The organism is Halomonas urumqiensis (assembly GCF_003028575.1).
GTDB classification, from domain to species: Bacteria; Pseudomonadota; Gammaproteobacteria; order Pseudomonadales; family Halomonadaceae; genus Halomonas; species Halomonas urumqiensis.
In genome coordinates this window covers 210,981-237,833 of the sequence record NZ_PYUD01000002.1, presented here as the reverse complement: position 1 = coordinate 237,833, position 26,853 = coordinate 210,981, and the positions used below count along the sequence as shown (strand labels likewise).

Annotated in this window: 21 protein-coding genes and 1 tRNA gene; 13 read left to right on the top strand and 9 right to left on the bottom strand. The window is 62.9% G+C overall.

Going from position 1 to position 26,853, the window contains the following annotated elements:
- Window positions 1-3 precede the first annotated feature (3 nt).
- Complete coding sequence (locus tag C6V82_RS08435) at window positions 4-1,002, bottom strand: TRAP transporter substrate-binding protein (RefSeq protein ID WP_102586678.1); 999 nt, start codon at window positions 1,000-1,002, stop codon at window positions 4-6.
- 156 nt (window positions 1,003-1,158) lie between these two features.
- Between C6V82_RS08435 and C6V82_RS08430 the strand changes: the two genes are divergently transcribed.
- The 7 genes from C6V82_RS08430 (at window position 1,159) to C6V82_RS08400 (ending at window position 9,096) form a co-directional block, all read left to right on the top strand.
- Window positions 1,159-1,235: transfer RNA gene (locus C6V82_RS08430), tRNA-Arg, on the top strand.
- A gap of 302 nt (window positions 1,236-1,537) precedes the next feature.
- Complete coding sequence (locus tag C6V82_RS08425) at window positions 1,538-2,032, top strand: cupredoxin domain-containing protein (protein WP_102586679.1); 495 nt, start codon at window positions 1,538-1,540, stop codon at window positions 2,030-2,032.
- A gap of 9 nt (window positions 2,033-2,041) precedes the next feature.
- On the top strand, window positions 2,042-2,707 hold the full coding sequence (locus C6V82_RS08420) for a response regulator (protein ID WP_102586680.1): 666 nt from the start codon (window positions 2,042-2,044) through the stop codon (window positions 2,705-2,707).
- A complete protein-coding gene (locus C6V82_RS08415; RefSeq protein ID WP_102586681.1) occupies window positions 2,688-4,022 on the top strand; it encodes a sensor histidine kinase in 1,335 nt (444 codons plus the stop codon). Before C6V82_RS08420 ends, C6V82_RS08415 begins: the two co-directional genes overlap by 20 nt.
- Before the next feature lie 71 nt (window positions 4,023-4,093).
- Window positions 4,094-5,920 (top strand): copper resistance system multicopper oxidase, encoded by a 1,827-nt coding sequence (locus C6V82_RS08410; RefSeq protein ID WP_102586682.1) that lies wholly within the window; start codon window positions 4,094-4,096, stop codon window positions 5,918-5,920.
- A gap of 9 nt (window positions 5,921-5,929) precedes the next feature.
- Window positions 5,930-6,700, top strand: a complete 771-nt coding sequence (locus C6V82_RS08405; RefSeq protein ID WP_102586683.1) for a copper resistance protein B — start codon at window positions 5,930-5,932, stop codon at window positions 6,698-6,700.
- 83 nt (window positions 6,701-6,783) lie between these two features.
- A complete protein-coding gene (locus C6V82_RS08400) occupies window positions 6,784-9,096 on the top strand; it encodes a heavy metal translocating P-type ATPase (protein WP_102586684.1) in 2,313 nt (770 codons plus the stop codon).
- 28 nt (window positions 9,097-9,124) lie between these two features.
- Here C6V82_RS08400 and C6V82_RS08395 read toward each other — a convergent pair whose 3' ends face one another.
- The 4 genes from C6V82_RS08395 to dctP are packed head-to-tail and all read right to left on the bottom strand — an operon-like array spanning window position 9,125 to window position 12,449.
- Window positions 9,125-9,565, bottom strand: a complete 441-nt coding sequence (locus tag C6V82_RS08395; RefSeq protein WP_102586685.1) for a type II 3-dehydroquinate dehydratase — start codon at window positions 9,563-9,565, stop codon at window positions 9,125-9,127.
- A gap of 21 nt (window positions 9,566-9,586) precedes the next feature.
- Window positions 9,587-10,879 carry a TRAP transporter large permease gene (locus C6V82_RS08390; protein ID WP_102586686.1) on the bottom strand — a complete coding sequence of 431 codons (1,293 nt, stop codon included), beginning with the start codon at window positions 10,877-10,879 and terminating at the stop codon, window positions 9,587-9,589.
- A gap of 2 nt (window positions 10,880-10,881) precedes the next feature.
- Entirely contained in the window at window positions 10,882-11,403 is a 522-nt protein-coding gene (locus C6V82_RS08385) for a TRAP transporter small permease (RefSeq protein ID WP_102586687.1), read from the bottom strand.
- 56 nt (window positions 11,404-11,459) lie between these two features.
- A complete protein-coding gene (gene dctP, locus C6V82_RS08380) occupies window positions 11,460-12,449 on the bottom strand; it encodes a TRAP transporter substrate-binding protein DctP (RefSeq protein WP_102586688.1) in 990 nt (329 codons plus the stop codon).
- Window positions 12,450-12,663: 214 nt separating this feature from the next.
- Between dctP and C6V82_RS18165 the strand changes: the two genes are divergently transcribed.
- On the top strand, window positions 12,664-14,037 hold the full coding sequence (locus tag C6V82_RS18165; RefSeq protein ID WP_219724469.1) for a GntR family transcriptional regulator: 1,374 nt from the start codon (window positions 12,664-12,666) through the stop codon (window positions 14,035-14,037).
- Window positions 14,038-14,096: 59 nt separating this feature from the next.
- On the opposite strand, the gene C6V82_RS08365 is transcribed toward C6V82_RS18165, so the two are convergent.
- Window positions 14,097-15,017 carry a LysR family transcriptional regulator gene (locus C6V82_RS08365; RefSeq protein WP_102586689.1) on the bottom strand — a complete coding sequence of 307 codons (921 nt, stop codon included), beginning with the start codon at window positions 15,015-15,017 and terminating at the stop codon, window positions 14,097-14,099.
- 174 nt (window positions 15,018-15,191) lie between these two features.
- Here C6V82_RS08365 and aptA point away from each other — a divergent pair, with 174 nt between their 5' ends.
- The 5 genes from aptA (at window position 15,192) to C6V82_RS08340 (ending at window position 23,900) form a co-directional block, all read left to right on the top strand.
- Window positions 15,192-16,547, top strand: coding sequence for an omega-aminotransferase AptA (gene aptA, locus C6V82_RS08360; protein ID WP_102586690.1), 1,356 nt, complete (start codon window positions 15,192-15,194; stop codon window positions 16,545-16,547).
- 232 nt (window positions 16,548-16,779) lie between these two features.
- Entirely contained in the window at window positions 16,780-17,754 is a 975-nt protein-coding gene (locus tag C6V82_RS08355; protein WP_102586691.1) for a sensor domain-containing diguanylate cyclase, read from the top strand.
- Between the two features lie 167 nt (window positions 17,755-17,921).
- Window positions 17,922-21,095, top strand: a complete 3,174-nt coding sequence (locus C6V82_RS08350; RefSeq protein ID WP_102586692.1) for a putative bifunctional diguanylate cyclase/phosphodiesterase — start codon at window positions 17,922-17,924, stop codon at window positions 21,093-21,095.
- Window positions 21,096-21,195: 100 nt separating this feature from the next.
- Window positions 21,196-21,825, top strand: coding sequence for a biliverdin-producing heme oxygenase (locus tag C6V82_RS08345; protein WP_102586693.1), 630 nt, complete (start codon window positions 21,196-21,198; stop codon window positions 21,823-21,825).
- Complete coding sequence (locus C6V82_RS08340; protein ID WP_102586694.1) at window positions 21,822-23,900, top strand: sensor domain-containing diguanylate cyclase; 2,079 nt, start codon at window positions 21,822-21,824, stop codon at window positions 23,898-23,900. Before C6V82_RS08345 ends, C6V82_RS08340 begins: the two co-directional genes overlap by 4 nt.
- A gap of 15 nt (window positions 23,901-23,915) precedes the next feature.
- Here the strand turns inward: C6V82_RS08340 and C6V82_RS08335 are convergent, their stop codons facing one another.
- Genes C6V82_RS08335 through C6V82_RS08325 form a run of 3 tightly spaced genes read right to left on the bottom strand, consistent with a single transcriptional unit; the run spans window position 23,916 to window position 26,811 of the window.
- A complete protein-coding gene (locus C6V82_RS08335) occupies window positions 23,916-25,361 on the bottom strand; it encodes an aldehyde dehydrogenase family protein (RefSeq protein WP_102586695.1) in 1,446 nt (481 codons plus the stop codon).
- Window positions 25,362-25,376: 15 nt separating this feature from the next.
- Window positions 25,377-26,102: an ABC transporter permease gene (locus tag C6V82_RS08330; RefSeq protein ID WP_102586696.1), complete on the bottom strand. Its 726-nt coding sequence runs from the start codon at window positions 26,100-26,102 to the stop codon at window positions 25,377-25,379.
- 1 nt (window position 26,103) lies between these two features.
- Window positions 26,104-26,811: an ABC transporter permease gene (locus C6V82_RS08325; protein ID WP_102586697.1), complete on the bottom strand. Its 708-nt coding sequence runs from the start codon at window positions 26,809-26,811 to the stop codon at window positions 26,104-26,106.
- Between the last annotated feature and the right edge of the window lie 42 nt (window positions 26,812-26,853).

The window sequence follows — 26,853 nt, the reverse complement described above, 5'->3', positions numbered from 1 at the left end:
CGATCACTGGTTCAGCGCTTCCTGGATGCGGGGCAGGTAATCGCCGAACTGCTCGCCATACTTCTCGTATACCGGCGCGACGGCCTCCTGGAAAGCGCTGATATCCGGCGTGTCGTTGATCTGCATGCCCGCTTCGCGCAATGCCGCCAGTTGGTCGGCTTCCATCTCGCTGTTCATCTGCCGCTCGTGCTCGGCGGCTTCCTGGGCGGCTTGTTCCAGTACGGCCTGCGCGGCTTCAGGCAACTGGCTCCACACCGGCATGCCCATCACGAAAATCGCCGGGGCATAGGTGTGGCGCGACAGGGTCATGTGGCTCTGGGTTTCATCCAGATTGAACGAGTGGATGACGTTGACCGGGTTTTCCTGGCCATCGATGGTGCCCTGTTGCATGGCTGTCAGCGCCTCGGTCCAGGCCATGGGAATGGCGTTGGCACCCAGCTCGCGGAAGGTGTCGGTGTAAACAGGGTTCTCCATCACGCGGATGCGCAGGCCATCCAGGTCGGAAGGCGCGTTGACGGGGCGTTCGCTGTTGGTCAGGTTACGGAAGCCCCGCTCGGCATACGCCAGACCCTTCAGGTTGACGTCGGCGAGCTTGTCGAGCAGCTCCTGGCCGATCGGGCCGTCCAGCACCTCGTAGGCCGCTTCGGGGGAGGGGAACAGGAACGGCAGCTCGAACACCGCCATTTCCTCGACAAAATTGGCCACTGGGCCGTTGGTGATCACGCCCATGTCCACGGTGCCGATCTGCATGCCTTCCAGCAGCGTGCGCTCATCGCCAAGCGTGGCGTTGGGGTAGATCTCGATATCCACCTTGCCGTCGGTGCGGGCTTCGACCAGTTCCTCGAACTTCGTCGCCGCAATATGAAAGCCATCCTGCTCGTTGACGACGTGCGCCAGGCGCAGCGTGACCGGCTCCATGTCATCGAAATCCGAAGCATTCGCCGTAGCCGCCATGCCCAGCGAGACAGCGAGTGCCAGCGTGTTCAGTGCCAGTTTTGTCATTATGTCGATCCCTTCCAGAAGTTAGAGCGCTAACGGTGCGTTTGCACTATAGAAGCACGTCCTAGTGTAGTAAATGGGCCAATGGTAACGCCCTGGCGGTAGCCGCCCAACCGCTGGACAGCACACGCCTGCACGGGTAGGATGCGCAACCACAAAGCGCCCGTAGCTCAGTTGGATAGAGTATCGGCCTCCGAAGCCGAGGGTCGCAGGTTCGAATCCTGCCGGGCGCGCCAAAATCAAGGGCTTACGGAGTTTCCGTAAGCCCTTTTTCGTCTCGCGTGACTTCCGCAATCAGCCCCGCCGACTCGAGCGGTGCGGTTGGGGCAGGTTCATGAGTGGTTTTCATCGTGGCGACCAGTCGTGATCTGTAGTTGATGAGGGTGGCAATGCCCAGGCCCAGCAGGACGGAGAGCGGCATCAGCCAACCCCGAGGTCAAGTTGCTTTGATGCAGCGAACCGCTGACTGTGTTCAGCCTAGTTTCAGGTTGTTGCGGTACAACCGAGTCTTCCTAGATTCGATACCAGAGGTTCCCTGATGCGCTTGATGCTACTGGCCCTGACCCTGGGGCTTGCCACCTCGACCGCCTTCGCCTCCGGTGAACATGCCGGGTCACATTCATCCGCCGATGCAGCGGATGTGGATCGCACCATTCGCTTCGAGGCGGGTGACATGTGGTTCGAACCGGAGGGGCTGGACATCGCGCCCGGTGAAACCATCCGCTTCGAAATCGTCAACACCGGTAATCTGGAGCACGAGTTCGTCATCGGCGATGCCGAGGCGCAGGCCGCCCATCGCAAGATGATGCAGGAGATGAGCGGTAGCCACGGTGATGGCCATGCGGGGCACGGTGGCCACGACATGGCGGAGGGAGAACATGGCGGCGTGATGCCTGCTGTGACGATTGCCCCTGGGGAAACCGCCGAACTCGTGTGGACCGCCCCGGGCAATGTGGATACCCTCGAATACGCTTGCAATATTCCCGGGCACTACGAATCAGGGATGTCAGGGAATATCGATTTCCAGGGGTGATTCGCCTTCATGAAACTGTTGCTTCTCGAAGATGACGACCTGCTCGCCGAGAGCCTGGTTGAGTGTCTGAAGGACAGCGGTTATCGCGCCGATCTGGCCACTTCTTTGAAAGTGGCCAGATCGCTTATGGCGACTGAGCACTATGAGCTTGCGATTCTCGACCTCGGCTTGCCTGACGGCTCCGGTCTGGCTCTGCTTCGGCAGTGGCGTAAGGAAGGCCATGACCTGCCAGTGTTGATACTCACCGCGCGCGACACCTGGGAAGACAAGGTGATCGGCCTCGAGGGGGGAGCGGATGACTATCTGACGAAGCCCTTCCATGAAGCAGAGCTCATTGCCAGGGTGATGGCGTTGTTGCGTCGAAAGTCCGGACGCCTGTCCCGTGAGTTGACACTTGGCGGTGTCTCGCTGGATGAAGCGAATCAGTGTGTGCGTGTCGATGGTGGCACCTGGCACTCCCTCACCGGCACTGAATTTCTGCTGCTGCGCTACTTCATGCACCACCCGGGGCGCATCCTCTCCAAGGGCCACCTGCTCAATCAGCTTTACGCGCTGGACCAGGATGCCGCGGCTCCCAATCTGATCGAGGTGTATATCGCCCGGTTGCGCCGCCATGTGGGCAAATCGGTCATCCAGACCCGCCGCGGCCAGGGTTATGTCTTCATTGCGCGTTGACCGGCGTAGCCTGCGCATTCGACTGCTCGCGTGGCTGTCGGGAATCGCGCTGGTGGTTACCGGTATTGCCTGGTTGCTGCATGGCATCTTGCTCAAGGATCTGGCACGTGACTTTCTCGGCGCGCGCCTCGAGCGTGAAGCCGCCCATGCCGTCGAGCAGTTGCGGCGCGACTACCTATCAACCTCCGCTGTGCTGGATTCGGCGAGCCGTGGTTTTCAGGTTTTCCACCACCTCTACGTGTTGCGCCTTGGCGATGACATCACCGCCTCCGACTCGCGTTGGCAAGAGGCATTGCAGCCGCTACTTGGTGCGTCCAGCGAAATACTTGTCGAGGTGCGTGAGGGTGGTCAGCACCTGCTGGTCTACCGCCAGCCCTTCGTGCTCGATGGCGAGGACGGGGTGCTGCTGATTGGTGAGGATTTTTCGCAGGTGGACGCCGGGCTTCATCGGCTGCACTGGTGGGTCGGGAGTATCGCCGCGGCCTTGCTGGTACTGCTGGGGACCCTCAACCTGCTTGCCGTCAACCGTGGCCTGGTTCCCCTGTCTCGGCTACGCGACCAACTGGACGAGCTGCGTGACGGGAGACGCGAGCGCTTGACCCTGGACGTACCCTCCGAGCTGGACAGCCTGGTCATGCAGCTCAATCGCTTCATGGATGAGATTGATAGCCGCCTGCAGCGCTCCCGCGACTCGGTGGCCAATCTCTCCCATGCCTTGAAGACCCCACTGGCCGCCGTGACCCAGGTGTTGCGTGGGGTGCGTCCCATCGATGATGCGCGCCGACGGCGGCTGGTGGAGCGCCTTGAAGCGGTCCATGCCCAGTTGGATGCCGAGTTGCGACGCTCACGAATCGCCGGCCCCCAGGCAGGGCGGATGTCCGAACTGCATCGCGATGGCGCTCGGCTAGTCGAAATGTTCCGCGTGCTCTACCCCGATAAGCGCTTCCACCTGAGCCTGCCGGGTCGGCAGGGTCAGCGTATCCCGGTCGAGTCGCAAGACCTGTCCGAGATACTTGGCATCGTGCTGGACAACGCCGGAAAATGGGCCGCGCGCGAGGTTCGCTGCCGGCTGTGCCTGGATGGATGGCTGACGATTGTCGTCGAGGACGATGGGCCGGGGGTAGCCGAAGAGGAACTGCACGCACTCGGCCAGCGTGGTCGGCGCCTTGACGAAAGCCGGCCTGGCTACGGCCTTGGCCTGTCGATCCTGGCTCAACTGCTGGCACGTTACTCGGGACGTGTCAGCTACGCGCCGAGCTCCTTGGGCGGCTTGTGCGTGGAGATCACCCTGCCGCTCGCCGAGAGTGTCTCGTGACCCTGATCGTTCAGCGGTGATTCAGCTTGACCCGTCATGATGGGGAGATCAGACCTCGACGGGAGTCACGCATGGCAAGTTCCAGAGTCATCACCCACCCGCTGTCACGCCGTCAATTATTGAAAGGCGGTGCGGCACTTGGCATTGGGTCGGCGGCCGCGCTTGGTTTGCGCCCCGCCTGGGCCAATCCCTGGGGCCAGGCCAACACCTATGCCAAGGGCATCGAGGAGGGTCCCGAGGTGGCCTTGGCCATCCGCCGCGAGTCGCTCGACATCGATGGCAAACAGGCCCGGCCGATCAGCATCAATGGAACCAGCCCCGGCCCGCTGATTCGGCTCAAGGAAGGCCAGGATGCCGTGCTGCGGGTCACCAATCTTCTCGACGAACCTACCTCCATTCACTGGCATGGGTTGATACTGCCGCCCGGGATGGATGGCGTGCCCGGAGTGAGCTTCGCCGGTATCGAACCCGGGGAGACGTTTACCTACCGCATCCCCATTCGCCAGAACGGTACCTACTGGTATCACAGCCATTCCGGCATGCAGGAGCAGCTCGGCCATGCCGGCCCGCTGATCATCGATGCCGCTGAGCGAGAACCGTTCCGCTACGACCGCGAGCATGTACTGCTGCTCACCGACTGGACCTTCGAGGACCCAATGTCGGTGTTCCGTAACCTGAAGACCGCCGAGGGCTATTACAACTTCCAGGAGCGTACCATCGCCGACTTCTTCGCCGACGTGCGTGAGAAGGGCTTTGCCGCCACCGCCGATATGCGTGGCATGTGGGCGAAGATGCGCATGAGCTCCCGCGATATCGCCGACGTCACCGGCAGCACCTACACCTATCTGCTCAATGGCCACTCGCCCGGGGAGAACTGGACGGCACTGTTCAAGGCAGGTGAGCGGATTCGCCTGCGAGTGATCAACGGCTCGGCCATGTCCTACTTCGACGTGCGTATTCCCGGGTTGAAGATGACGGTGGTGGCCGCCGACGGCCAGCCGGTGCAGCCGGTCCCAGTTGACGAGTTTCGCATCGCGGTGGCCGAGACCTACGACGTGCTGGTCACTCCAGAAGACGATACGGCCTACACGATCTTCGCCGAGTCCATGGATCGCAGTGGTTATGCACGTGCCACCCTGGCCCCCCGCGAGGGCATGGAGTCCGACATCCCGGAGCGTCGCCGGATCGCCGACCGAGGCATGGAGGCCATGGGTGCCCATGGCATGGCGGGCATGGATCACTCCGGCATGGAGGGCATGGACCACTCCGGCATGGAGGGCATGGACCACTCCGGCATGGAGGGCATGGACCACTCCGGCATGGAAGGCATGGACCACTCCGGCATGCAGGGCATGGATCATGGCGGCGGCGGCATGACGAAAGAAACATCCAAGACCCGTGAGAACGGCATGCTGGCGTCGGGGGAGGCCCAGCCTGGCTCCCGCTATGGCCAGGCAGGCATCGGCATCGATCCCGAAGAGCGTCGGGTGCTTGTCTACCGCGATCTCAAGGCCTTTACACCATGGCCTGATCGCCGTGAGCCAGGCCGCGAGATGGAGCTGCACCTCACCGGCAACATGGAACGCTACATGTGGTCCTTCGACGGCAAGAAATTCAGCGAGGTGACAGGGCCCATTCACTTCGAGAAGGACGAGCGACTGCGCCTGATCCTGGTCAACGACACCATGATGGAGCATCCCATTCACCTGCATGGTATGTGGATGGAGCTGGAAAACGGCCAGGGCGAACTGATCCCCCGCAAGCACACCCTGAATGTCAAACCCGGTGAGCGCGTCTCGGCGTTGATTACCGCCGATGCCGAGGGCAGTTGGGCGTTTCACTGTCACCTGCTGTACCACATGGATGCCGGCATGTTCCGGGTCGTCAAGGTTTCGTAAGGAGAACGCATGAAGACCAACATCGCCATGTCAGCCGCTGGAGCCATGCTGGCCATACTGATGACATCCCCCGCATACGCGGAAGATGGCTACGATGCCCCGGCCGACTGGCCTGCCCCGATGGCCGAGCACAACATGGCCATGGGGTTGTTCGACCGACTCGAGTACGCCGTGCCCGACAAGGGGGAGGAGGCTCTGGTGTGGGACTTCCAGGCCTGGTATGGCGGCGACGTCAACCGGATCTACCTCAAGTCGGAAGGGGAGAACGTGCAGGGTGACGGCGAGGATGCCGAGTTCGAATCACTGGAGCTGCTCTACAGCCGGCTCGTCTCTGATTTCTGGGAATTGCAGGGTGGCATCGGCTATCAGGGTGGGGTGTTCTCGGATGACCATGCCGAGCGAACCTACGGCGTAGTGGGCCTGCAGGGCGTCATGCCCTATGGCATCGAGACCAATCTGGCGTTCCAGGTCAGCGACGAGGGAGACGTGTCGGCGAGTATCGAGGGCGAGTACGACCTGCGCCTCACCCAGCGACTCTACCTGCAGCCGCGTACCGAGATCGCCCTGGCGGCTAGCGAGGTCGAGGCATTCGGGGTCGGCGAGGGTCTCAACTCCGTGCGCGTGGGCATGCGCCTGGGTTATGAGGTGACACGTCGCATCGCGCCCTACGTCGGTGTCTACTGGGAGAAACGGTACGGCGATACCGCCGACCTGGCCCGTCACCACGGCGACCCCACCGAGGATAGCGGCGTCGTTGCGGGTGTTCGGATGATGTTCTGATCATCCTCGCTGAAGATATCCTTGACCATGGTGTTACACAAGGGTTCTAAGCTGATGGCATCGTTTCTCTTCAGGAATTTCCCATGTCTGAGCATTCCCATGACAGCCATACGGTAAAGGATCCTGTCTGCGGTATGGACGTCGATCCCCATGAGACCAAGCACCGCGCGACACACGCCGACACGACCTGGTACTTCTGCTCCGCGAAATGCCGGGAGAAGTTCGAGGCCGACCCCGAGACTTACCTGGGCGACAAACCATCGCCCGAACAGGCACCGGCGGGAGCGATCTACACCTGCCCGATGCATCCCGAGGTGCGCCAGGAGGGCCCCGGCGACTGCCCGATCTGTGGCATGGCCCTGGAGCCCGAGACGGTGACGGCCGACAGTGGCCCTTCGGAAGAGCTGCGGGATATGACCCGGCGCTTCTGGGTCGGGCTGGCGCTGGCGCTGCCTGTTCTGGTGCTGGAGATGGGCGGGCATGTGTTCGGGCTCGATCACCTGATCGCCCCGCAGGTCTCCAACTGGATCCAGCTCGTGCTGGCCACGCCGGTGGTCGCCTGGGCCGGCTGGCCCTTCTTCGTGCGCGGCTGGCGCTCCATCGTTAGGCGCAGTCTCAACATGTTCACGCTGATCGCCATTGGTACCGGGGCCGCGCTGGTTTACAGCCTGCTGGCGACGGTTGTACCGGGGATCTTCCCCGAGGCCTTCCGCCAGGCCGATGGCTCGGTGGCCGTCTACTTCGAGGCGGCGGCGGTGATCGTGGTGCTGGTGCTGCTGGGGCAGGTGCTTGAACTGCGTGCCCGGGAGAAGACCTCCGGGGCGATTCGTGCGCTGCTCGACCTGGCGCCGGCCACCGCTCGGCGCCTCGATGACGACGGACAGGAAGCAGAGGTTTCCCTCGACAAGGTCCAGGTGGGTGATCGCCTGCGCGTGCGCCCGGGTGACAAGGTGCCGCTGGACGGTGAAGTGCTGGAGGGGCGTTCCAACATCGACGAATCGATGGTCACCGGTGAGCCACTGGCGGTGCGCAAGGAGGCCGGCGACAGCGTGATCGGCGGCAGCATCAATGGCCAGGGGTCGTTCATCATGCGTGCCGACAAGGTAGGCCGCGACACCATGCTGTCGCAGATCGTGCAGATGGTGGCCAACGCCCAGCGCAGCCGGGCGCCCATCCAGGGGCTGGCCGACAAGGTAGCCGGCGTCTTCGTGCCGGTGGTGATCCTGGTGGCGGTGGTAGCTTTCATCGTCTGGTCGCTGTGGGGGCCGACACCACCCATGGCCTTCGGTCTGATCGCCGCGGTCAGCGTGCTGATCATCGCCTGCCCCTGTGCGCTGGGCCTGGCGACACCGATGTCGATCATGGTGGGGGTGGGCCGCGGTGCCCAGGCTGGCGTGCTGATCCGCGACGCCGAAGCGCTGGAGCGCCTGGAGAAGGTCGATACCGTGGTCGTCGACAAGACCGGCACCCTGACTGAAGGCAAGCCCCGGGTGACGGAGCTGAGACCGGCGCAGGGTTTCGATGAAACAGAGCTGCTGCGATTGGCCGCGGGGTTGGAGCGTGGCAGCGAACACCCCTTGGCTCAAGCGGTCGTCGAGAAGGCCAGGGACGAGGGGCTGACGCTGACGGAGGCCACGGAGTTCGATTCACCCAACGGCAAGGGCGTGGTGGGCCAGGTCGACGGCCATCGCGTCTGCCTGGGCAATCGCCTGTTGATGGAGAGCGAGAACGTGGATCTGGCCGAGCAGGTAGAGGAGGCCGAACGCCTGCGTGCTGACGGTGCCACCGTGATCTTTGCCGCCGTGGATGGCCGCCTGGCCGGCCTGCTGGCCATCGCCGACCCGGTCAAGGAGACCACCGAGCAGGCCATTCGCTCCCTGCAGGCTGAGGGTATTCGCGTGGTCATGCTGACCGGCGACAACCGCACCTCCGCCGAGGCGGTGGCACGTCGGCTGGGCATCGACGAGGTGGAGGCCGAGGTGCTGCCCGAGGACAAGGGGCGCGTGGTGCAGCGCCTGCGCGACGAAGGGCGCGTGGTAGTGATGGCCGGCGATGGCGTCAATGATGCCCCGGCACTGGCGACGGCCGACGTGGGCATCGCCATGGGCACCGGCACCGACGTGGCCATCGAGAGCGCCGGGGTGACCCTGCTGCGCGGCGACCTGACCGGCATCGTCGAAGCGCATCGCCTGTCGCGTGCCACCATGCGCAACATCCGTCAGAACCTGTTCTTCGCCTTCGTCTACAACGCCGCCGGGGTGCCGATCGCCGCGGGTATCCTTTACCCCTTCACCGGCATGCTGTTGTCACCGATCATTGCCGCGGCGGCGATGTCGCTGTCATCGGTGAGTGTCATCGCCAATGCCTTGCGGCTGAGGGTGGTCAAGTTGAAGTAATGGACCTTGCGAGCACAGATGCCCACGGCTAGGCGCGCTCTGCGATCATGTCGCGCAATAGCCGCACCGCATAGCCGTAGCCGCGTGCGCCAGTCCCCACCATGATCGCCGTCGCGATCGGCGAGACCAGCGAGCTGTGATACATCGGCTCGCGCTTGTGGACATTGGAAATATGAAATTCGATCAGTGGGAAAGGATACATCTTCAGGGCATCCATGATGGCCATGGACGTGAAGGTGAAGGCCGCCGGGTTGATCAGCATGCCGCTCGAATTATCGATGGCCTCATGAATCCATTCGATCAGTTCGCACTCGGAATTTGACTGGCGGAAGACAAGCTCACTATCTCCGGCTGAATCCCGGCAGATTGATTCCACCTCGACTAATGTCGTGTAGCCATAGATCTCGGGTTCTCTCAGGCCGAGGCGATTGAGATTCGGCCCATTGATAACATAAATTGGTTTAGACATGGATGTTACCTCTTTGAGTTATCAGCCGTCATAGCCGAACTGTCGCGGCAGCCAGAGAACAATGTCGGGGAAAAGCGTAATCATTGCCAACGATACAAGTAGCGCGGCGATAAACGGGACAAGGTCGAGGAATAGACTGCGCAACGGGGCGCGGGTGATGCTCTGCATAATGAAGATCAATAACCCGTAAGGCGGCGTCACCAAGCCAATCATGATGTTTACTACCGCGATTACGCCAAAATGTACCAGATCAACGCCAAGCGCATTTGCTGTGGGGATAAATACCGGCACAATGATCAGAATGATGGCGGTCCCTTCTAACAAGCAGCCCAGCAACAGCAGCACGATATTGACCATTAACAAGAACTGCAGCACCGTAAGATCATAATCGGTCAGGAACAAGCTAAGTGCCTGAGGAATATTTTCTGACGTTACGACATAGTTGAAAACCAGCGCGCCCGCAATCAACATGCCGATGGCGACGGAAGAGCGGGCGCTGCTCACAAGCGAGCCAAACACCTGCCTTGCATTGATGTTGCGATACAGCAGAATCGAAATCAGAAAGGCATAGGCTGCGGCGACGGCGGCTGCCTCGGTGGGGGTCATTGCACCGCTGTAGATCCCGCCCAGCAGGACTACCGGCAACATCAACGCAGGGAAAGCGCGAAGGGTAATGCCAGGCAACTGCCGCACTGGCGTCGGCGCCTCCACCGGAAACTTGCGGCGACGCGCCGTGACCATCACCACGCTCATCAGCATTGCCCCCATCAACAAGCCGGGAATAATGCCGCCGAGAAACAGATACCCAATAGACGCATTGGAAACCAGAGCATAAAGCACCATTGGAATCGACGGCGGAATGATCGGCCCAATGACGGCAGCGCTCGCGGTAAGGGCGGCGGCGAAACTTCGGGTGTAGCGCCCGTCCTGGATCATCATGTTGGCAATGATCCGACCCGTGCCAGCCGCGTCGGCGAAGGCCGAACCGGACATGCCCGAGAAAATGATTGATTGCACGATGTTCACGTAGCCCAGGCCACCGCGGAAGCGCCCGACCAGGGCATTGCAGAAATGCAGCAAGCGGTTGGTCATGGAGCCAATGTTCATCAGTTCTGCGGCAAGAATGAACAGTGGTACGGCGAGAATGACGTAACCCGTGAGCATACTGTTCAGTAACCGTTCGGCCACTAGCCCCATGTCCATTCCGTTCATGAACAGATAAACGACGGAACCCGAAATCATCGACAGCCCGATCGGCAGCCCCAGCAGTGCCAAGCCAATGATGACCAGAAGTGTAAGCGTGAATGGATCCATCCTCAGCCTCTCCGTTCTTCTTCGACGTTGTCGCTATCAGCCATTGGGTCGTACCCCAGTGCGGCGCTAATACCAATCCAGGTATAACGGATGATGATAGCGACACAGAAGACCACATAAATTGAATACAGCCAGTCAAAGCGGATACGCAGATAGGACGTGTTCTGTACTTTCATGAACGTGACATAGTCATAAACCGCGGGCAGGGAAATCAGGAAAAGGCTGACGATGCCTATAGAAAAGATCATCGCCATCACACGGCGTATGGAAGGGCGAACATTACTGTATAAGATGTCAAAGCGGATTTCGTCACGCTCTCGCAGCGTGAACGCCGCACCGAACAGTACCAGCCAGATCCACATGACAGTGCTGAGCTCCGAGGCCCAGCCCGCCGGCAAGTTCAATACGTAGCGAAACAGCACCGTGACAAGAAATGAGACGAACATGACCGCAAGCATGATAGCCGCAATGGCGTCAGCCCCTTGGCGCAGCCAAGTTGCTAAGCGGAGAATCTTTTGACGCATTGTTTTACCTATAGGGTGGAGTGGGATCGGCCGAGACGCAGCCGATCCACCAGCCATTAAAGGTCGTTGATGCGCTCAAGCATGCCTTCCGGCCATGCATCGGAGAGTGACGACTCAAGATATTTCTGCTGTGCATACTCGCGGAAGGCATCTACATCCGGCGTGTAAAGGTCGAGCCCTTCTTCGCGGAAGAAATCAGCCAGCTCTTGCTCGTTGCGCTCATGTTCCGCTGTGCTCCAGGCGATCGCTTCGTCTGCGGCAGCCTGGAATTCTTGCTGCTGCTCCGGCGACATGTCATTCCAGACGCTTGAGGAAACCATCAGCAGGTCGAACGCGACGAGATGTGACGTCAATGCAATCTGGTCCATCACTTCATAAAAACGCATGTTCTGGACGTTGGGCAGTGGATTGTCCTGGCCATCGATGGCGCCGGTTTGCAAGCCCGTATAGACCTCGGCATAGGCCATGGCGGTCGGGTTGGCGCCGAGCGACTCGCCCAGGAACTGCCACGACTCTCCCGGCGGCATGCGAAGTCGGACACCGGACAAGTCCTCCGGGGTTTCGATCCGCTCATCGTCTACCAGACCCACGTGGCGGGTGCCGAAGAAGGTTGGGCCCAGGATACGGACATTGAGCTGTTCCTCGGCCATGGACTTCATTTCCTCGCCGGCTTCGCTTTGGAAGAAAGTCAGCAAGTGATCGGCATCGCGAAAGAGGTAGGCCGACGTAAGAATGGACCAGGCCGGGATCTGGTTGGCGATGTCCTGGGGCGCGACATTGCTCATTTCCAGGTTGCCACGTTGGAGTGCAACCAATTCCGAGCCCTGGCTGAAGAGTGTGCCACCGTAATGCAACTCCATATTGAAGTCGTCGGCGATGGCGTCTTCGAAGCGCTGCATCATATCTGCACGGATATCCTGGTCCGAGAACACCGCCGAGAAGCGTAGCGTGGGGGTGTCCTGCGCGACGGCCAAGGTTGCCGTGGTCGCCGCGACCATCATGGCACCGACGGCAACAATGCCTCGGCATTTGGCGGTAATGGGCATGGAGTGCCTCCTTTATCTTGTCGTTGTGATGCGCCCTCGGCGAGGTTCTTCCTCCCGTGCTGGACAATGCTCATACTACATAATACATTTTGTCGATCAACAGTTTTTATCTTCTTCCTAGGATATTTTCAATAACGTCATTTGACTCGTGTCTTCCTCATTGCCGGGCTGGCCAGCGGGGAACATAATGCCTGGATGAACGAGGAGGTCGGAATTGCTATCAGCACAACAGGAAACGGCGGGAGAAATCGCTTACCGGTCCATCCGCGGTGACATCATCGGCGGGCGTCTGGCACCGCGTTCCCGGCTGCGCCTGGAGGCGCTGAAAGAGCACTACTCAGCCAGCGTCAGTACCCTGCGCGAGACCCTCTATCGGCTGTCCGCCGAAGGCCTGGTCCGTTCCAAGGGCCAACGCGGTTTCGAGGTCGCCGCCGTCACTCAAGAGGAGTTCCAGCAACTCGCCGACCTGCGCGAATTGCTGGAGGGTCACGCCCTGCGCGAAGCATTCCGCGAGGGTGACCTGGAGTGGGAAGGGCGGGTGGTGGGTGCTTACCACAAGCTCGAGACCATGGAACGCCTGATGATAACGGGCGATACCAGCCGTAGTGCCGAGTGGAAGCACTATGACCGCGAGTTCCACCACACCCTCGTTTCCGCGTGCGGCTCGGCGGAGCTGCTCCAGGCTTATGGAGCGATCTTCGACCGTTACCAGCGTTATCAGATTGTCGCCGTCATTTTCCGTGGCGAAGCCGCCGCACAGGAGCACCGCTGGCTGCTGGACGCCGCCCTGGAACGCGACGCGGATCGCGCGATTCGCGTATTGCACCGACACATCTCGGCCTGCGTGGTCCACACCGTGGAAACTGGCCAACTGGCTTCTGCCGACCTGGACCCAAACCCTTCGCCCCATGGAATGCCGGGTCAGTCTGAGGCGTTAACGTCGGTTGGCGAGAGTGTCTGGCGCCGTGTACGTGACGACATCATCGCTGGCAAGCTGGCCCCCGGGAGGAAATTGAAGCTGAGCAGTCTGCGCGATGACTACGGCACGAGCGTGGCCACGCTGCGCGAAGTGCTGAACCGGCTCACCTCGGAAGGATTCGTTGTCGCCGAGGGGCAGCGTGGCTTCGAAGTCGCGCCGGTATCGGGCCAGAATGTGCGCGAGCTGGCCGATCTTCGGCTTCTCGTGGAGGGCCGGGCGCTGAAGGACTCCTTCAAGGCAGGCGATGTGGACTGGGAAGCGAGAGTAGTCGCCGCTTACCACAAGCTCGCCACCGTCGACACTGACAAGGCGAGCAGTGACCACCGGGTCGCAGAACTGTGGCAGCGATATGATTGGCAATTTCACCAGGCACTGATTTCGGCTTGTGGTTCCGAGGCACTGATGCACCTGCATAACGCAGTCTTCGACAAGTACCTGCGCTACCAGCTCATCGCCATGACCCACCGGGGCCGCATCGCCGCCGACGAGCACCAGGCACTGCAGGAGTGTGCCCTGCGGCGAGACGCGGAGGGCGCACTGACTATCCTGCAACAGCACCTTCGCGGCGGAACGGAGCACGCCCTGGCGACGGGAACCATCGCTGCCTGAGGATTCTCACACCAGCCATCCTCTCGAGGCGAGCGTTCGCCCGGCCTTGTGGTCGGGTGTTACTTGTCCGTCAGTTGCTCGAGCTCTTCAAGGTAACTTTCCAGCACAAGGTTGGGTGGGGCTCCCTTGCGGGTGATGGCGCTGTAGCGTGTCAGGTAGTGCCATCTATCGGGGTTGATAGCGCGCATTCTTCCGTCACGTACCCATCTTTGCGCGTAATGCGTCGGCAGGTAACCGATATAGCGTCCTGACAGGATCAGAAAGGCGATGCCCTCGCGGTCGGAGGCAGAGGCGGCGGCCTTGAGAGGCTCATGGAGTGCCTTGACCTCCGGCGTCTGCGCGTAGGCAGGCAACACGGCATCGCAATTCGCCAGTTGCTTCTCCGCCACATGTTCAGCACCGAACAGCGGGTGGTCAGTCGCACAGTAAAGCCGCGAGACTTCCTCGTAGAGCGATAGATAGTGCAGACCTGGCAACGACTTGATCGCAGGAACCACGCCAGTATGAAGGCGGCCATCGAGAACGCCCAGCTCGATGTCGTTGGGGGCGATCATGCGGATGTTGATACGCACATCCGGCCCGCGCTCCTTCAGCGCACTGAGGGCATCGGTGATATGCATGTCGGGCATGGTCACCAGGTTGTCGGTGATGCCGATGTTGAGTTCGCCCTTGAGCCAGGCATGCAGGCCATTCACCCGGGTCCGAAAGCCTTCCACCGCCGCCAGTAACTGCAGCGTTGCCTGATAGACCTCGGCCCCTTCGTCGGTCAGTGAGAAGCCGCTGCGGCCGCGTTGACACAGGCGCAGGCCCAGGCGTGTCTCCAGATCGTTCATGGCCATGCTGATGGCCGCGCGGCTGATGCCAAGCTCCACCTCGGCCGCAGAGAACCCGCCGCACTCCACCACCTTCTTGTAGATCCGCAGCAAGCGCAGGTCGGCATCGCTCAACTGACCCGTCAACGCCGTCTTGTGGGGGGCCATGGAATGCTCTCCTTTGCGTCAGGCGTGTGGTTGTCGAGATAGCCAGCCCACGCTGAAAAGTTAAGCGATCGCTTGCATGAGCTTCAACAAACTTGAGTTTAACTTACACAAAGTTCGTCCTAGTCTGCTAGTCAGAATTCCCTGCCACGGCAATGGTTACAGGAGGGTGCTGCCATGACCGATCGTCACTTCACTCAGGCTGCGGGGCTAAGCCCCGAGCAGCTGGATGCTTACTGGATGCCCTACACCGGTAACCGCCAGTTCAAGCGTGACCCACGGATCATCGTGGGTGCCCAGGGCAGCTACCTGACCGATGCACAGGGCCGGCACGTCTTCGATGGTCTCTCTGGCCTGTGGACCTGCGGTGCTGGTCACTGTCGTCCGGAAATCACCGAGGCGGTGTCTCGCCAGCTCGGTGAGCTGGATTACTCGCCGGCCTTTCAGTTCGGCCACCCCAAGGCTTTCCAACTGGCCCATCGTCTTCGCGAACTGACGCCGGCCGGGCTGGATTACACCTTCTTTACCGGCTCCGGCTCGGAGAGTGCCGATACCTCACTGAAGATCGCCCGTGCCTACTGGCGCAAGAAGGGCAAGCCGACCAAGACCAAGCTGATTGGCCGCGCCAAGGGCTATCACGGCGTCAACTTCGGTGGCATAAGCCTGGGCGGTATCGGTGCCAATCGCAGCCTGTTCGGCCAGGGTGTCGATGCTGACCACCTGCCTCATACGCTGCTCCCGGAGAATGCCTTCACCAAGGGCATGCCTGAGCGCGGCGCCGAGAAAGCCGAGGAGCTGCTCGAACTGATCGCCCTGCACGATGCCTCGAACATCGCCGCGGTGATCGTCGAGCCGCTGGCCGGCTCAGCCGGTGTGATACCTCCGCCCCAGGGGTATCTGAAACGGTTGCGCGAGATTTGCGACCAGCACGACATCCTGCTGATCTTCGATGAGGTCATCACCGGGTTCGGCCGCATGGGGGCGATGACCGGCGCCGAGGCGTTCGGCGTGGTGCCCGATATCATGAATGTCGCCAAGCAGTTGACCAACGGCGCGGTGCCCATGGGGGCGGTGATCGTGCAGGGCGAGATCTACCACACCTTCATGGAGCAGGGCGGGCCTGATTACATGCTCGAACTGCCGCATGGCTATACCTATTCGGGCCACCCGGTGGCTTGTGCCGCCGCGCTGGCTGCCCTGGACGTGCTCGAGAACGACCGGCTGATCGAGCGCGTTCGCGAGATGAGCCCGGTGTTCGAGAAGGCGCTGCATTCTCTCAAGAGCGGGGGCAAGGGCACCCACTATATCAGCGACATCCGCAACTACGGCCTCGCGGGTGCGCTGCAGATCGAAGCCTACCCCGGTGAGCCGGCCCGCCGACCCTTTGAGATCGCCATGAAATGCTGGGAGAAGGGGGTCTATGTGCGCTATGGCGGCGACACCATCCAGCTCGGCCTGCCCTTCATCGTCGAGCGGGAAGAGATCGACCGCCTCGTCAATGTCCTTGGCGATGCTATTGCCGAGCTGGACTGACGCTATCCACCCGAAATGTTCAATGCGAGAGGTACCCGCATGCCCTGCTCGACCACCTGATCAACGGCGCTCGTGTCGACAGCGAAGGGCGCCGAGATCGTGGGTGATAGAGTGGCGCCATCAGCGACGTGCCTGATGACCAGAAAAAGCTCGCTATGCCCATCATGCGGCTTGCGCGGCTCTCGACCCCGGACTAGGCTGGCGTGAATGTTTTCTCCCGCGCGGCTCGTCCATGACTTGCAACACACTGTCCTCGTCGCTTCTGAACACGCTGACTCGCCGCCAGGACCTTACCCTGATCCATGAACTCTGGGAGCACTTCCCTGAGCACATGTTCTTGATCCGCGTGGAGTCGTCCCAACGCTTTGTGATCGAGGCGGTGAATCCCGCCCAGCAGGCTACCATCGGCTTCCATTGCATTGGGCTTACCATCGAGGAGTTATTACCCGACCCGGCTCAAGCGCGCAGCGTCACCGACCACTACCGTGACTGTCTGGTGTGCAACCGACCGATACGCTATGAGGAAACCGGCCACTTCGACGAGGAGAGCGGCGAGCCGCTGCACTGGCTGACGATGCTGGTGCCACTCCATGACGATCAAGGACGGACTACCCACCTGTTTGGCATTGCCCAGAACGTCACAGAGCTGCGCCTGGCGCGACGGGCACTGGAAGAGCACAACGCTCACCTTGAGGCCCTCGTGGCTGAACGTACCAGCGAGCTCCAGGCCACCAATGCCCGGCTTCAAGAGTTGGTCAGTCTCGACGACCTCACCGGCATTGCCAACCGACGTGAGCTGATCAGTCAAGCCGGGCCCGCTATGCAGCGTGCCCGGCGTCAGCGGGCCCCACTGTCCCTGTTGATCCTCGACATCGACGGGTTCAAGGAAGTCAACGATACCCAGGGCCACCTGGCCGGCGATGCCATCCTGCGGGATGTTGCGAAAACCCTGGCCGAGACCTTGCGTGAGAGCGACCTCCTCGGGCGATTCGGCGGTGATGAGTTCGTGGTCATGCTTCCCGATACCCCAGCGGAAGACGCCAAGCGGTTAGCCGAGCGGCTACAGGCGGCGGTGGCCCAGCGCTGCGGCTGCACCATCAGCCTTGGCATCGCCGACTTTAGCCCCCATGACGACTTTACTTCTCTGGTGGAGAAGGCCGACCGTGGCTTGTTGCGGGCCAAACGCAGCCGTCAGTCACAACGCTGAGTCGTCCGGGCACTAACGCATGACTGGCAAGGCGTGCCGATCACGTTGAGAATCGGTGTCACCGAGTGCCACCCGTGAGACCCTGATGCGTCGAGCCGACGAAGCCCTCTTCACAGCGAAGCGACAGGGCCGCCATCGCATCATCGCCGAGTAACCGAGAGCACGCCATGCACGCCAAGCACGCCAGGAAGGCCATGCTGTCGGCCGAGGACCGCAACCTCCCCTATCGCATCCGCGATGTGGCCATGGACGTTGGCCTGCTGATGATCGCCGCCACCTTTACCCTGCTTGGCGGTGCCGGGCTTGTCGCCCACCTGCTTGGCGTGGCCTACCCGCTGAGTGGGCTGATGGTCGCTGATGCCGCTCTCACGGGATTTCTGGCCGGGCTGTGCCTGCTGGGCTGGCTCTACCAGGCGCACCGGTTACGCTACCTTGCAGCACTGCCGCTGGCTGCCATCACCCTCTACACCTTGGCTCACAACGCTTGGGTCGGCGATCCCTGGCAGGCAAGTTCCTGGGTGACGGGCGGGCCCAGGATCCTCTCGGTGGCGGCACTTCTCCTGTTTCTGGTCGCCTTGTGCAGCCTCCTGGGAATGGATAACCCTCAACGACGCCGGGTGTGGGTGGCGAGCGGGCTGTTGGCTCTGCTGGCCGGTTGCCTGTCGCTGATCATGTTGCTGCTGCCCGCCAGTCGAACCGGCTGGGCCTCGGGGTTCGTGTCAGCCCCCATGCTGGCCACCCTTTACGCACTGCTCGGAGGTGTTGCCCTGATCGGGGCAGCCTGGAGGGGACCGCGCCGTGTACTGCCGGTGGGTACGCTCCCCCAGGTCGCAGCGATTGCCGGGGTAATGACGAGTTGCCTGGCCTGGTACGTGCTGACCTGGAATGCCCAGAGCGCTATCCATCAGCAGGCCAACACTCTGCTGGATAATGTCGAACTCAATGCGCGCCGGGTCATGAACGCGCAGCTGGAACTGATCCAGCGATTAGCGTGGCGGCACGGAGAAGAACCCGGCAGCCAAGCGTCTGGGCTGTGGGATCACGATGTTGAAACCTACTTCCGGCATGCCCCTTATCTGGAGGCACTGATACTGATCGGCCCGGAGGGTCAGGTCGACGATCTGCGCACGCCTCAGCGTCATGAGCGGCAGGCCTTGCTCCAGTCTCTCTCGACGCTGGAAGTACAGGAGTGGCTGGCCATTCCCTGGGATACGCCGCGCTTGATGCACGCGCCGCTGTCGCAGGACATGTTGTTGCTGTCGGCACCCGTTGGCATTCAGGACCGTCAGCTGATCGCCTACCTCGATCTGCCCCGGCTACTCAGGCAGGAGCTCGGCGTCCAGCTCAACCTCATTCGACTTGCGATCAGCACGTCTCAACCCTTGATGGTGCTTCGCCAGCCTGGTCGCATGGCGCCTGTTCCTCTCAAGCGACCGATGCCGCATCTTGGTACGCGGCACGCTGGGTTGCCGGGTGGAGGACGCCTGACATTCGATGTCTTCATGGACTCTCCGACAGAAGAACTACGGGCTGGGTTGATGCCGGGAGGCTTTGCCATCTCCGGCCTGGTCTTGAGTTACCTGCTGGCGCTCAGTCTTGCCTTGGTCCGGCTGGTCCTGGGTCGCTCCCGGGAGCTGTTGGCGGCCCGCCGTCGATTGGAAGCCCAATACGACCTGGAGCAGCGCTTTCGCTCGCTTTATCTCTACCACCCGGATGGCGTCTTCTCCCTGGACCGTGAGGGACAGCTCGTCTCGGCCAACGATGCCTGCAGCGAGATCACCGGGCGACAGAATCAGGAGGTGCTGAGGTCGCATTTCTCGGTGCTGCTCCGCCCCCAGGACAGCGAGCGCATGCAAGCGCTCTTCGCCACCACCTTGGCGGGAGCGCCGGGGCGTATCGAATTTTCGCTTGAACATCGTGATGGCTACCTGAAATCCATCGACCTGACGACCCTGCCAATCATCGTCGAGGGCGTCACCCAGGGCGTGTTTGGCATCGCCAAGGACATCACACGACAACGGGAGCATGAGGCCCAGATCGCCTACCAGGCCAGCCACGACCTGCTGACTGGCCTGCTCAATCGCACCCTGTTCGATGAGCGCTTGGAGGCCGCATTCCTGTATGCACGAGAGAATGCCGCGCCGCTGCTGGTGATGTATCTGGATCTGGACGGTTTCAAGGCGGTCAATGATGGTCTCGGGCATGCCATTGGCAACCAGCTGCTGGTCGCCGTTGCCGATCGGCTACGGGAGCTGGTCAAGCCGGGCGATACCATCGCGCGGCTGACCGGCGATGAATATGGCTTGCTGCTGCCGACACTCAGCCGACAGGAAGAAGCCATCGCCATCGCTGAGCGGATATTGGCGTCTCTGAGCCAGCCCTATTACCTGGAAGGCGCCGCGGTGCACATCAGTGCCAGTATCGGCATCGCGAGTCGTGATGGAGAGCAGGGCCACGCTCAGGAACTGCTGCAACAGGCTGATATCGCGGTAAGCATCGCCAAGCGCCAGGGACGCAATACCTGGCAGTGGTACCGTGGCAACGGCCAGCAGGTGACGGCCGAGGAAGTCCTGCTACGCCACGACCTCTATACAGCGCTGCGTAGTGAACAGTTCGTGCTGTACTACCAGCCTATCGTCGAGGCCAACAGCGGTCGGGTACGCGGTTACGAGGCGTTGATCCGCTGGTATCATCCAGAGCGGGGGATGATCTCCCCCGGGGTGTTTATCCCCCTGGCCGAGCAGACCGGCCAGATCATCCCCTTGGGGGGATGGGTGTTGCGACGCGCCTGCCAGGATGCCACAAGGCTGCTGGCTGAATCCGATGAGCCGGCCACGATGGCGGTCAATATCTCGTCGCTGCAGTTTCGCCGACCGGGCTTTCTTGAAGAGGTTGAGCGGGCCCTGGCGGAGAGCGGCCTGGCTCCGGAACAACTGGAGCTTGAGGTCACCGAGAGCATTCTGCTGGAGGGAGTCGAGCACGCCAGCGAACTGATCCACCGTCTCGGTACCCTGGGGGTGCGGGTCGCGCTGGACGACTTCGGCACCGGCTTTTCGAGCCTGAGTTACTTGCGCGACCTGCCGGTCTACAAGGTCAAGCTGGATCGTGCCTTCATCCATGATATCGAGTCCAACCCACGTAACGCCGCCATTGTGCAGGGAGTGATCACCATGGCTCACCACATGGAAATGGTCGTCGTGGCGGAAGGTATCGAAACCCGTGAACAGCAGCAGGATATGATCCGCCGCGGCTGCGACTTGCTGCAAGGCTTCTACTTCGCGAGACCTGCACCGCTTATCGACATCACGGGACGGTTCCCAGGAGGCCCCAAGCCACTGTAAACGACCGACCGTTGCCGGTGTTCAGCATCGGTGCCTCGTCAGGCGGCAAGGGGATCGTCACGCTGACCATTTCCCACCCTGGCCTGCAGAGTGTAGTGTCATGGACATTTACCCCATTCAGGAACCCACTTTGCTCGCCGCCGCTCCCGCCTACCTCCTCGCCGCCCTCCGTCGGGCGACCCGCCAGGACCATCATGCTCTGGACCACCACCCCCGCCTGAATCGACTGATCCGCCCGGGTTTGGACAGGGCCGGCTATGCCGATAGCCTGTTGGCCTTGTCGGCCGCCCAGGCGGTGCTGGAGGCTCGGGTAACCACGGAACTCGCCACGCTGGGCCATGGCTATGCGATCATGCCACGCATGCCGTCGCTGGAAGATGATCTGGCCAGGCTCGCCGCCGCGCCGCTCTCCCCGGACGGGCACATGGCGCTGCAAGCGACCGGCGAAGGGGCGCTAATTGGCCGGCTCTACGTCCTGGAGGGGGCCCGCCTGGGTGCCGAACCGATCGCCGCCCGGGTTCGCGCGGCCCTGGGAGAAGACGCGCCGCTGGCCTACTTCGGCACCGCCGAGGGCGAGCGCCACTGGCCGGCCTTCCTGGCCTTCGCCGCTAGGGGTGAAGTCGACGACGACATGGCCGATAATGCCGCGATTGCCGCTCAGGAGGCCTTCGCCCTGTTCCATGCGGCACTTGACAGGCGAATGCCCGTACCGGAAACGAAGCACGTATGACTCAGTCCCCCCTCTACAGCACGGTCGAAATCGAGGAGGCCCTGGCTGCCTGCGCTCGGGAGCCAGTGCATATCCCTGGTGCCATCCAGCCGGTCGGTGCCTTGATCAGCCTCGATGGAAAGCTACAACAGGTCCGCCAGGTCAGCGCGAACCTGGCGGACGTCCTCGGCGTGACGGTAGCGGACGCCTTGGCCAGCACGTCCACCGAGTTGCTGGGAAAGCGGCTGATCGCCGCGCTGCGCCGCGAACTCACCCACCAGGAGCGCCTGCCTAGTGCCCTGAACGTTCGGCGCCGTGTCGGAGGCCACCAGCGGCGCCTGCATGTGGTGGCCTATCGCAGCGGTTCGCGGGTGGTGGTGGAGCTCGAGCCGTTGGCCCACCGGGACGAGCGCCGCCTGCTCGCCGTGGTCAACGAATGGCTTCTTGAGGTTGGCGCCATCGACGACTCCGAGACCCTGCTTGAGGCGCTGACGCGTCGCGTGCGGCATCTCACCGGCCACGACCGGGTGATGGTCTACCGCTTCGACGAACACTGGAACGGCCAGGTGGTGGCCGAAGCCCGAAGCGAGCAAGCCGGCAGCTTCCTCGGTCATCATTTCCCGGCCAGCGACATTCCCGCCCAGGTGCGACACCTCTACGACATCAACCGGGTGCGCAGCATCCCCAATGCCACAAGCGACTCCATCCCCCTGGTACCGCTCCAGGACCCCAAGGACCCCGAGCCTCTGGACCTCTCCCGCGGCGGCCTGCGCGCCGTCTCGCCGATCCACCTGGAGTACCTGCAGCACATGGGCGTCGCTGCCTCGCTATCCGTTGCCATGCACGACGAGCGGCGTCTCTGGGGCCTGCTCGCCTGCCACGGCCTGACCCCGGTCGACCTTCCGGCGGCGGTGCGCGACACGGTGCGGGCCTTGGTGCAGATCGCCATGCCCCGGATGATGCTGCTGAATACGCGCGCCGAGTCACGGCTATTGCAGAGCATCCACGACAGCCGCGAGTTGCTGGTCGGCGAGCGGGGGCGGCTGGAGGAACCGGCCGCCATGCTGCGCGGCCACGCCCAGCAATGGCTTGACTTGCTACGCGCCGCCGGTGTGGCCCTGGTGCGGGATGGCCGGGTCAGCGGCGTGGGCCGATTACCCCACGATGACAGCTTGGTGTGCATGGCGGCCTGGTTGGATGAGGCGGCCTCATTCGGCGGCACCTGGAACACCACCGCCCTGCAGGAAACGCCGCTCGGCCGTTACCAGGTCGACGATCTCTGCGGCATGCTGGCCGCCTCCTTGCCAGGGGATGACGCCTCGCGCGGCTGGCTGATGCTGTTTCGCCCCGAACGCCGCGAGATCCGCCGCTGGGCCGGGAAGCCCGAAGATGTACCCATGTTGCGTGACGGCCGACTGGTCCTCACGCCACGGCGCTCCTTCGCTCAGTGGCAGGATGAGTTTGGTGGCCATAGCCTGCCCTGGACCGTGATCGAACGCCGCGCCGCCAGCGATCTAGCCGAGGACTTCGCCGTGCTGGTCTCTGGCCACGAGATCGCTCAGCTCAACCAGCGTCTCGACCGCGCCAACCGCAAGCTAAAGACGCTGGCCTACAACGATGGCCTCACCGGCACCTGGAACCGTTATCGCATGGAGCAGGCGCTTGACGCCGCCCTGAACGCCGCCGACCGACACGGCCAGCCCTTCGCCGTGCTGTTGTTCGACGTCGACCATTTCAAGGACTTCAACGACACCCATGGCCACGAAGCCGGGGACCGGGTGCTCATCGCCCTCACCGAGACCATCCTGGCCCATCTGCGCGAGACCGACACGCTAGGCCGGTGGGGCGGCGAGGAGTTCCTGGTACTCGCCGACCATTGCGACCACGACGGCGCCATGATGCTTGGCGAACGTCTGCGCCAGGCCGCCGCGGGAGTCAGTCTCGAGGGCCTGGAGCCGGTGACCATCAGCATTGGGGTGGCCGCCTGGCGCCAAGGCGACACCCGCAAGGCCCTGGTCGCCCACGCCGATCGCGCCATGTACGCCGCCAAACAGGCCGGGCGCAACCGAGTGGTCGAGGAAACGCGGGAACCTTAGCCGCCCCGCGACCTCTCAGGCCCCCGCCGTGCGGGTGACGCGCTTCGGTTCCAGGTAGGCATCGAGCCCGGCGGGGCCGAGTTCGCGGCCGATGCCGCTGCGTTTCATGCCGCCCCAGCTCGCGTGGGGTGGGGCTACCTGGTCGCAGTTGCACCATACATTGCCTGCGTCCAGGCGCCGGGCGATGGCTTCTGCGCGGTCCGGGTCACCGGCCACCACGGTGGCCGCCAGGCCGAAGTCACTGTCGTTGGCCAGGGCGATGGCCTCCTCGTCGCTGGCTACCCGCCGTGCGCAGAGCACGGGGCCGAATATCTCTTCCCGCCATAGCCGGCTGGTGGTGGGTACGTCTCGGTAGAGTCGCGGTGCCACGAAGCAACCAGACTCGGGCAGGGCGCGGTGTGGCGTATCGCTGTGCAGCCCCTCCTGGTCGGCCAGGGCCAGGTACTCCTGCACGCGGTCGCGCTGGGTGGCGCTGACCAGCGGCCCCATCTCCGTTTCCGGTGCGAGGGGGTCGCCCAGGCGTAGTGCGCCCATGGCCGCGTCGATGGCTGCATAAAGTTCGTCCGCCAGACGCTCGTGGACCAGCAAGCGGCTGGTGGCGGAGCACATCTGCCCGGCGTTGTAGCAGATACCGGCCATCACCAGGTCGCGGGCGAGCCCGAGGTCGGCATCTTCGGTGACCAGGATCGGCGACTTGCCGCCCAGCTCCAGGGAGACCGGGCGTACCCCATGGGTGGCGGCGTGCATCACCCGCTCGCCCACCGGGTTGCTGCCGGTGAAGGAGAGCTTGTCGATGCCGGGGTGGTGGCTCAGCGGCGCACCTATGCCCTCGCCGTCGCCATGCAACAGGTTGAACACTCCCGGCGGCAGGCCTGCCTCCATCACGACCTCCGCCAGCACCCGCTCCGGCAGGGGTGTGACCTCGGAAGGCTTGAACACAACCGTGCAACCGGCGGCGAGTGCCGGCGCCAGCTTCCAGGCGCTGCTGACCAGGGGGAAGTTCCAGGGGGTGATCAGTGCCACCACGCCGATGGCGTCCCAGTAGCGCCGTGCCGAGAGTCCTTCGATGCCGCTCGCGTCGGCCTGGCCCTGGCGCTCGCCAAGGGCACGAGCCTGGGTGGCGTAGTAGCGATAGCAGGCAATGGCGTCGTCGAGGTCCTGGTGGGCTTCGGCCAGGGGCTTGCCGTTGTTGCGACTCGACAGTTCGGCCAGACCCTCGCGGCGCGCCTCGAGCCCCGCGGCGATGGCGTCCAGGTGCTCGCCACGGCGAACTTCCGCAGTGTCGCGCCAGTCGGGAAGGGCGCGGCGCGCGGCGGCCACCGCGACCTCCACGTCCGCCGTGTCGCCACGGGTTACCTCGCCGATTCGCGTCTCGCGATAGGGGTCGTGAACCGGGTGGCATGTGTCGGCTCGGCTGGGCACCCAGGCGTTGTCGATGAATTGCTCGGTCAAGGAGTGCATAGGGCCTCGTCTTGCTCAGCGAATGGGCAACCAGCGGCGCCGTGTCGGCCGCATGCCGGGGAAGTTCAGTTCCACCAGGCGCAGCACCAGGGTCAGCACGATGGTGGTGGCCAGGTAGATGCCGGCGATCAGCAGCAGCGGCTCGTAGACCAGGAAGGTCTCGTCGCGAATGATGTTGGCCGCCTGCAACAAGTCCATCAGCGCGATGGTGGACACCAGGGGCACTGACTTGAGCAGCAGGATCATCTCGCCGGTCAGCGTCGGCAGGCAAAGCTGGATGGCGCGCGGCAGCCAGAGGCGATAGAGCACCTGAAACCCGGAGAGACCGAAGGCCCGGCCGGCCTCCAGCTCGCCCCGGGGCACGCTCTGCATGGCGCCACGAATCACTTCGCCGGAGTAGGCGCCGACACTGAGGATGAAGGTCAGGGCAGCGAAGAAGAACGGGTCGCGTAGCAGTGGCCAGAACATGCTGTCGCGTATGCCCGGCAGGCCTTCCAGCAGTCGCCCCACCCCGTAGTAGAAGAAGAACAGCTGCACGAGCAGCGGGGTGCCGCGGATCACGGTCGTGAAGGCCCAGGCCAGCCAGGCCAGGGGGCGGGGACCGCGCAGCCGGGCCATGGCCACCCCAACGGCGAGGATCAGTCCGCCCACCGCCGAGACCGCCAGTAGCCACAGCGTATTGATGAACCCCTCCCACAGGTAGCCCTGATAGAAGGGATCGCTTAGCCAGGAAAAATCCATCTCAGGCCTCCGTGGGTTGGCCACGGCGCACATGGCGTTCGAGGCGGGCGAACAGCGCCGTGGAGGTCAGGGTCATCAGCAGGTAGATGACGCCGGCGGCGGCATAGAAGAGAAAGTAGGCGCGGCTGCTGGCGGCGGCTTGCTGAATGGTGAAGAACAGCTCGTTGAAGCCGATCACGCTGATCAGCGCGGTGTCCTTTATCAGGATCAGCCAGAGGTTGGACATGCCCGGCAGGGCATTGGGCAACATGGCCGGCAGCACGAAGCGATGGAAGCGGGTCCAGCGCGAGAAGCCGAAGGCGTCGGCGGCCTCCAGCTGGCCCCGCGGGATGGCCAGGATGGCACCGCGGAACACCTCGGTCATATAGGCACCCTGTACGAAGGCCAGCACGCCCACCGCGGTCGCGAAGCCGGTGATCTGCACGGCCCCGGCCATGCCCAGGTGGGCCAGCAAGGCGTCCAGGGCCTGGGCGCCGGCATAGTAGAGCAGAATGATCAGCAGCAGCTCGGGCACCGCACGGATCAGGGTCGAATAGGCGGTGGCCACGCCACGCAGGGGCGCCCAGGGGCTAAGCTTGGCGCCGGCTCCAAGCAGCCCCAGCACCAGGCCGATGGCGTAGGCCAGTACGGCGATCTGCACCGTGGTCAGAGCCCCGCTCAGGATGGGGCCTGCCCAGTCGCCGAGCCCCTCCGGTGTCATGGCAGTCATGGTTGCGTCTTTCCTCGGTCACAGGACGAATCGCCCCCGACG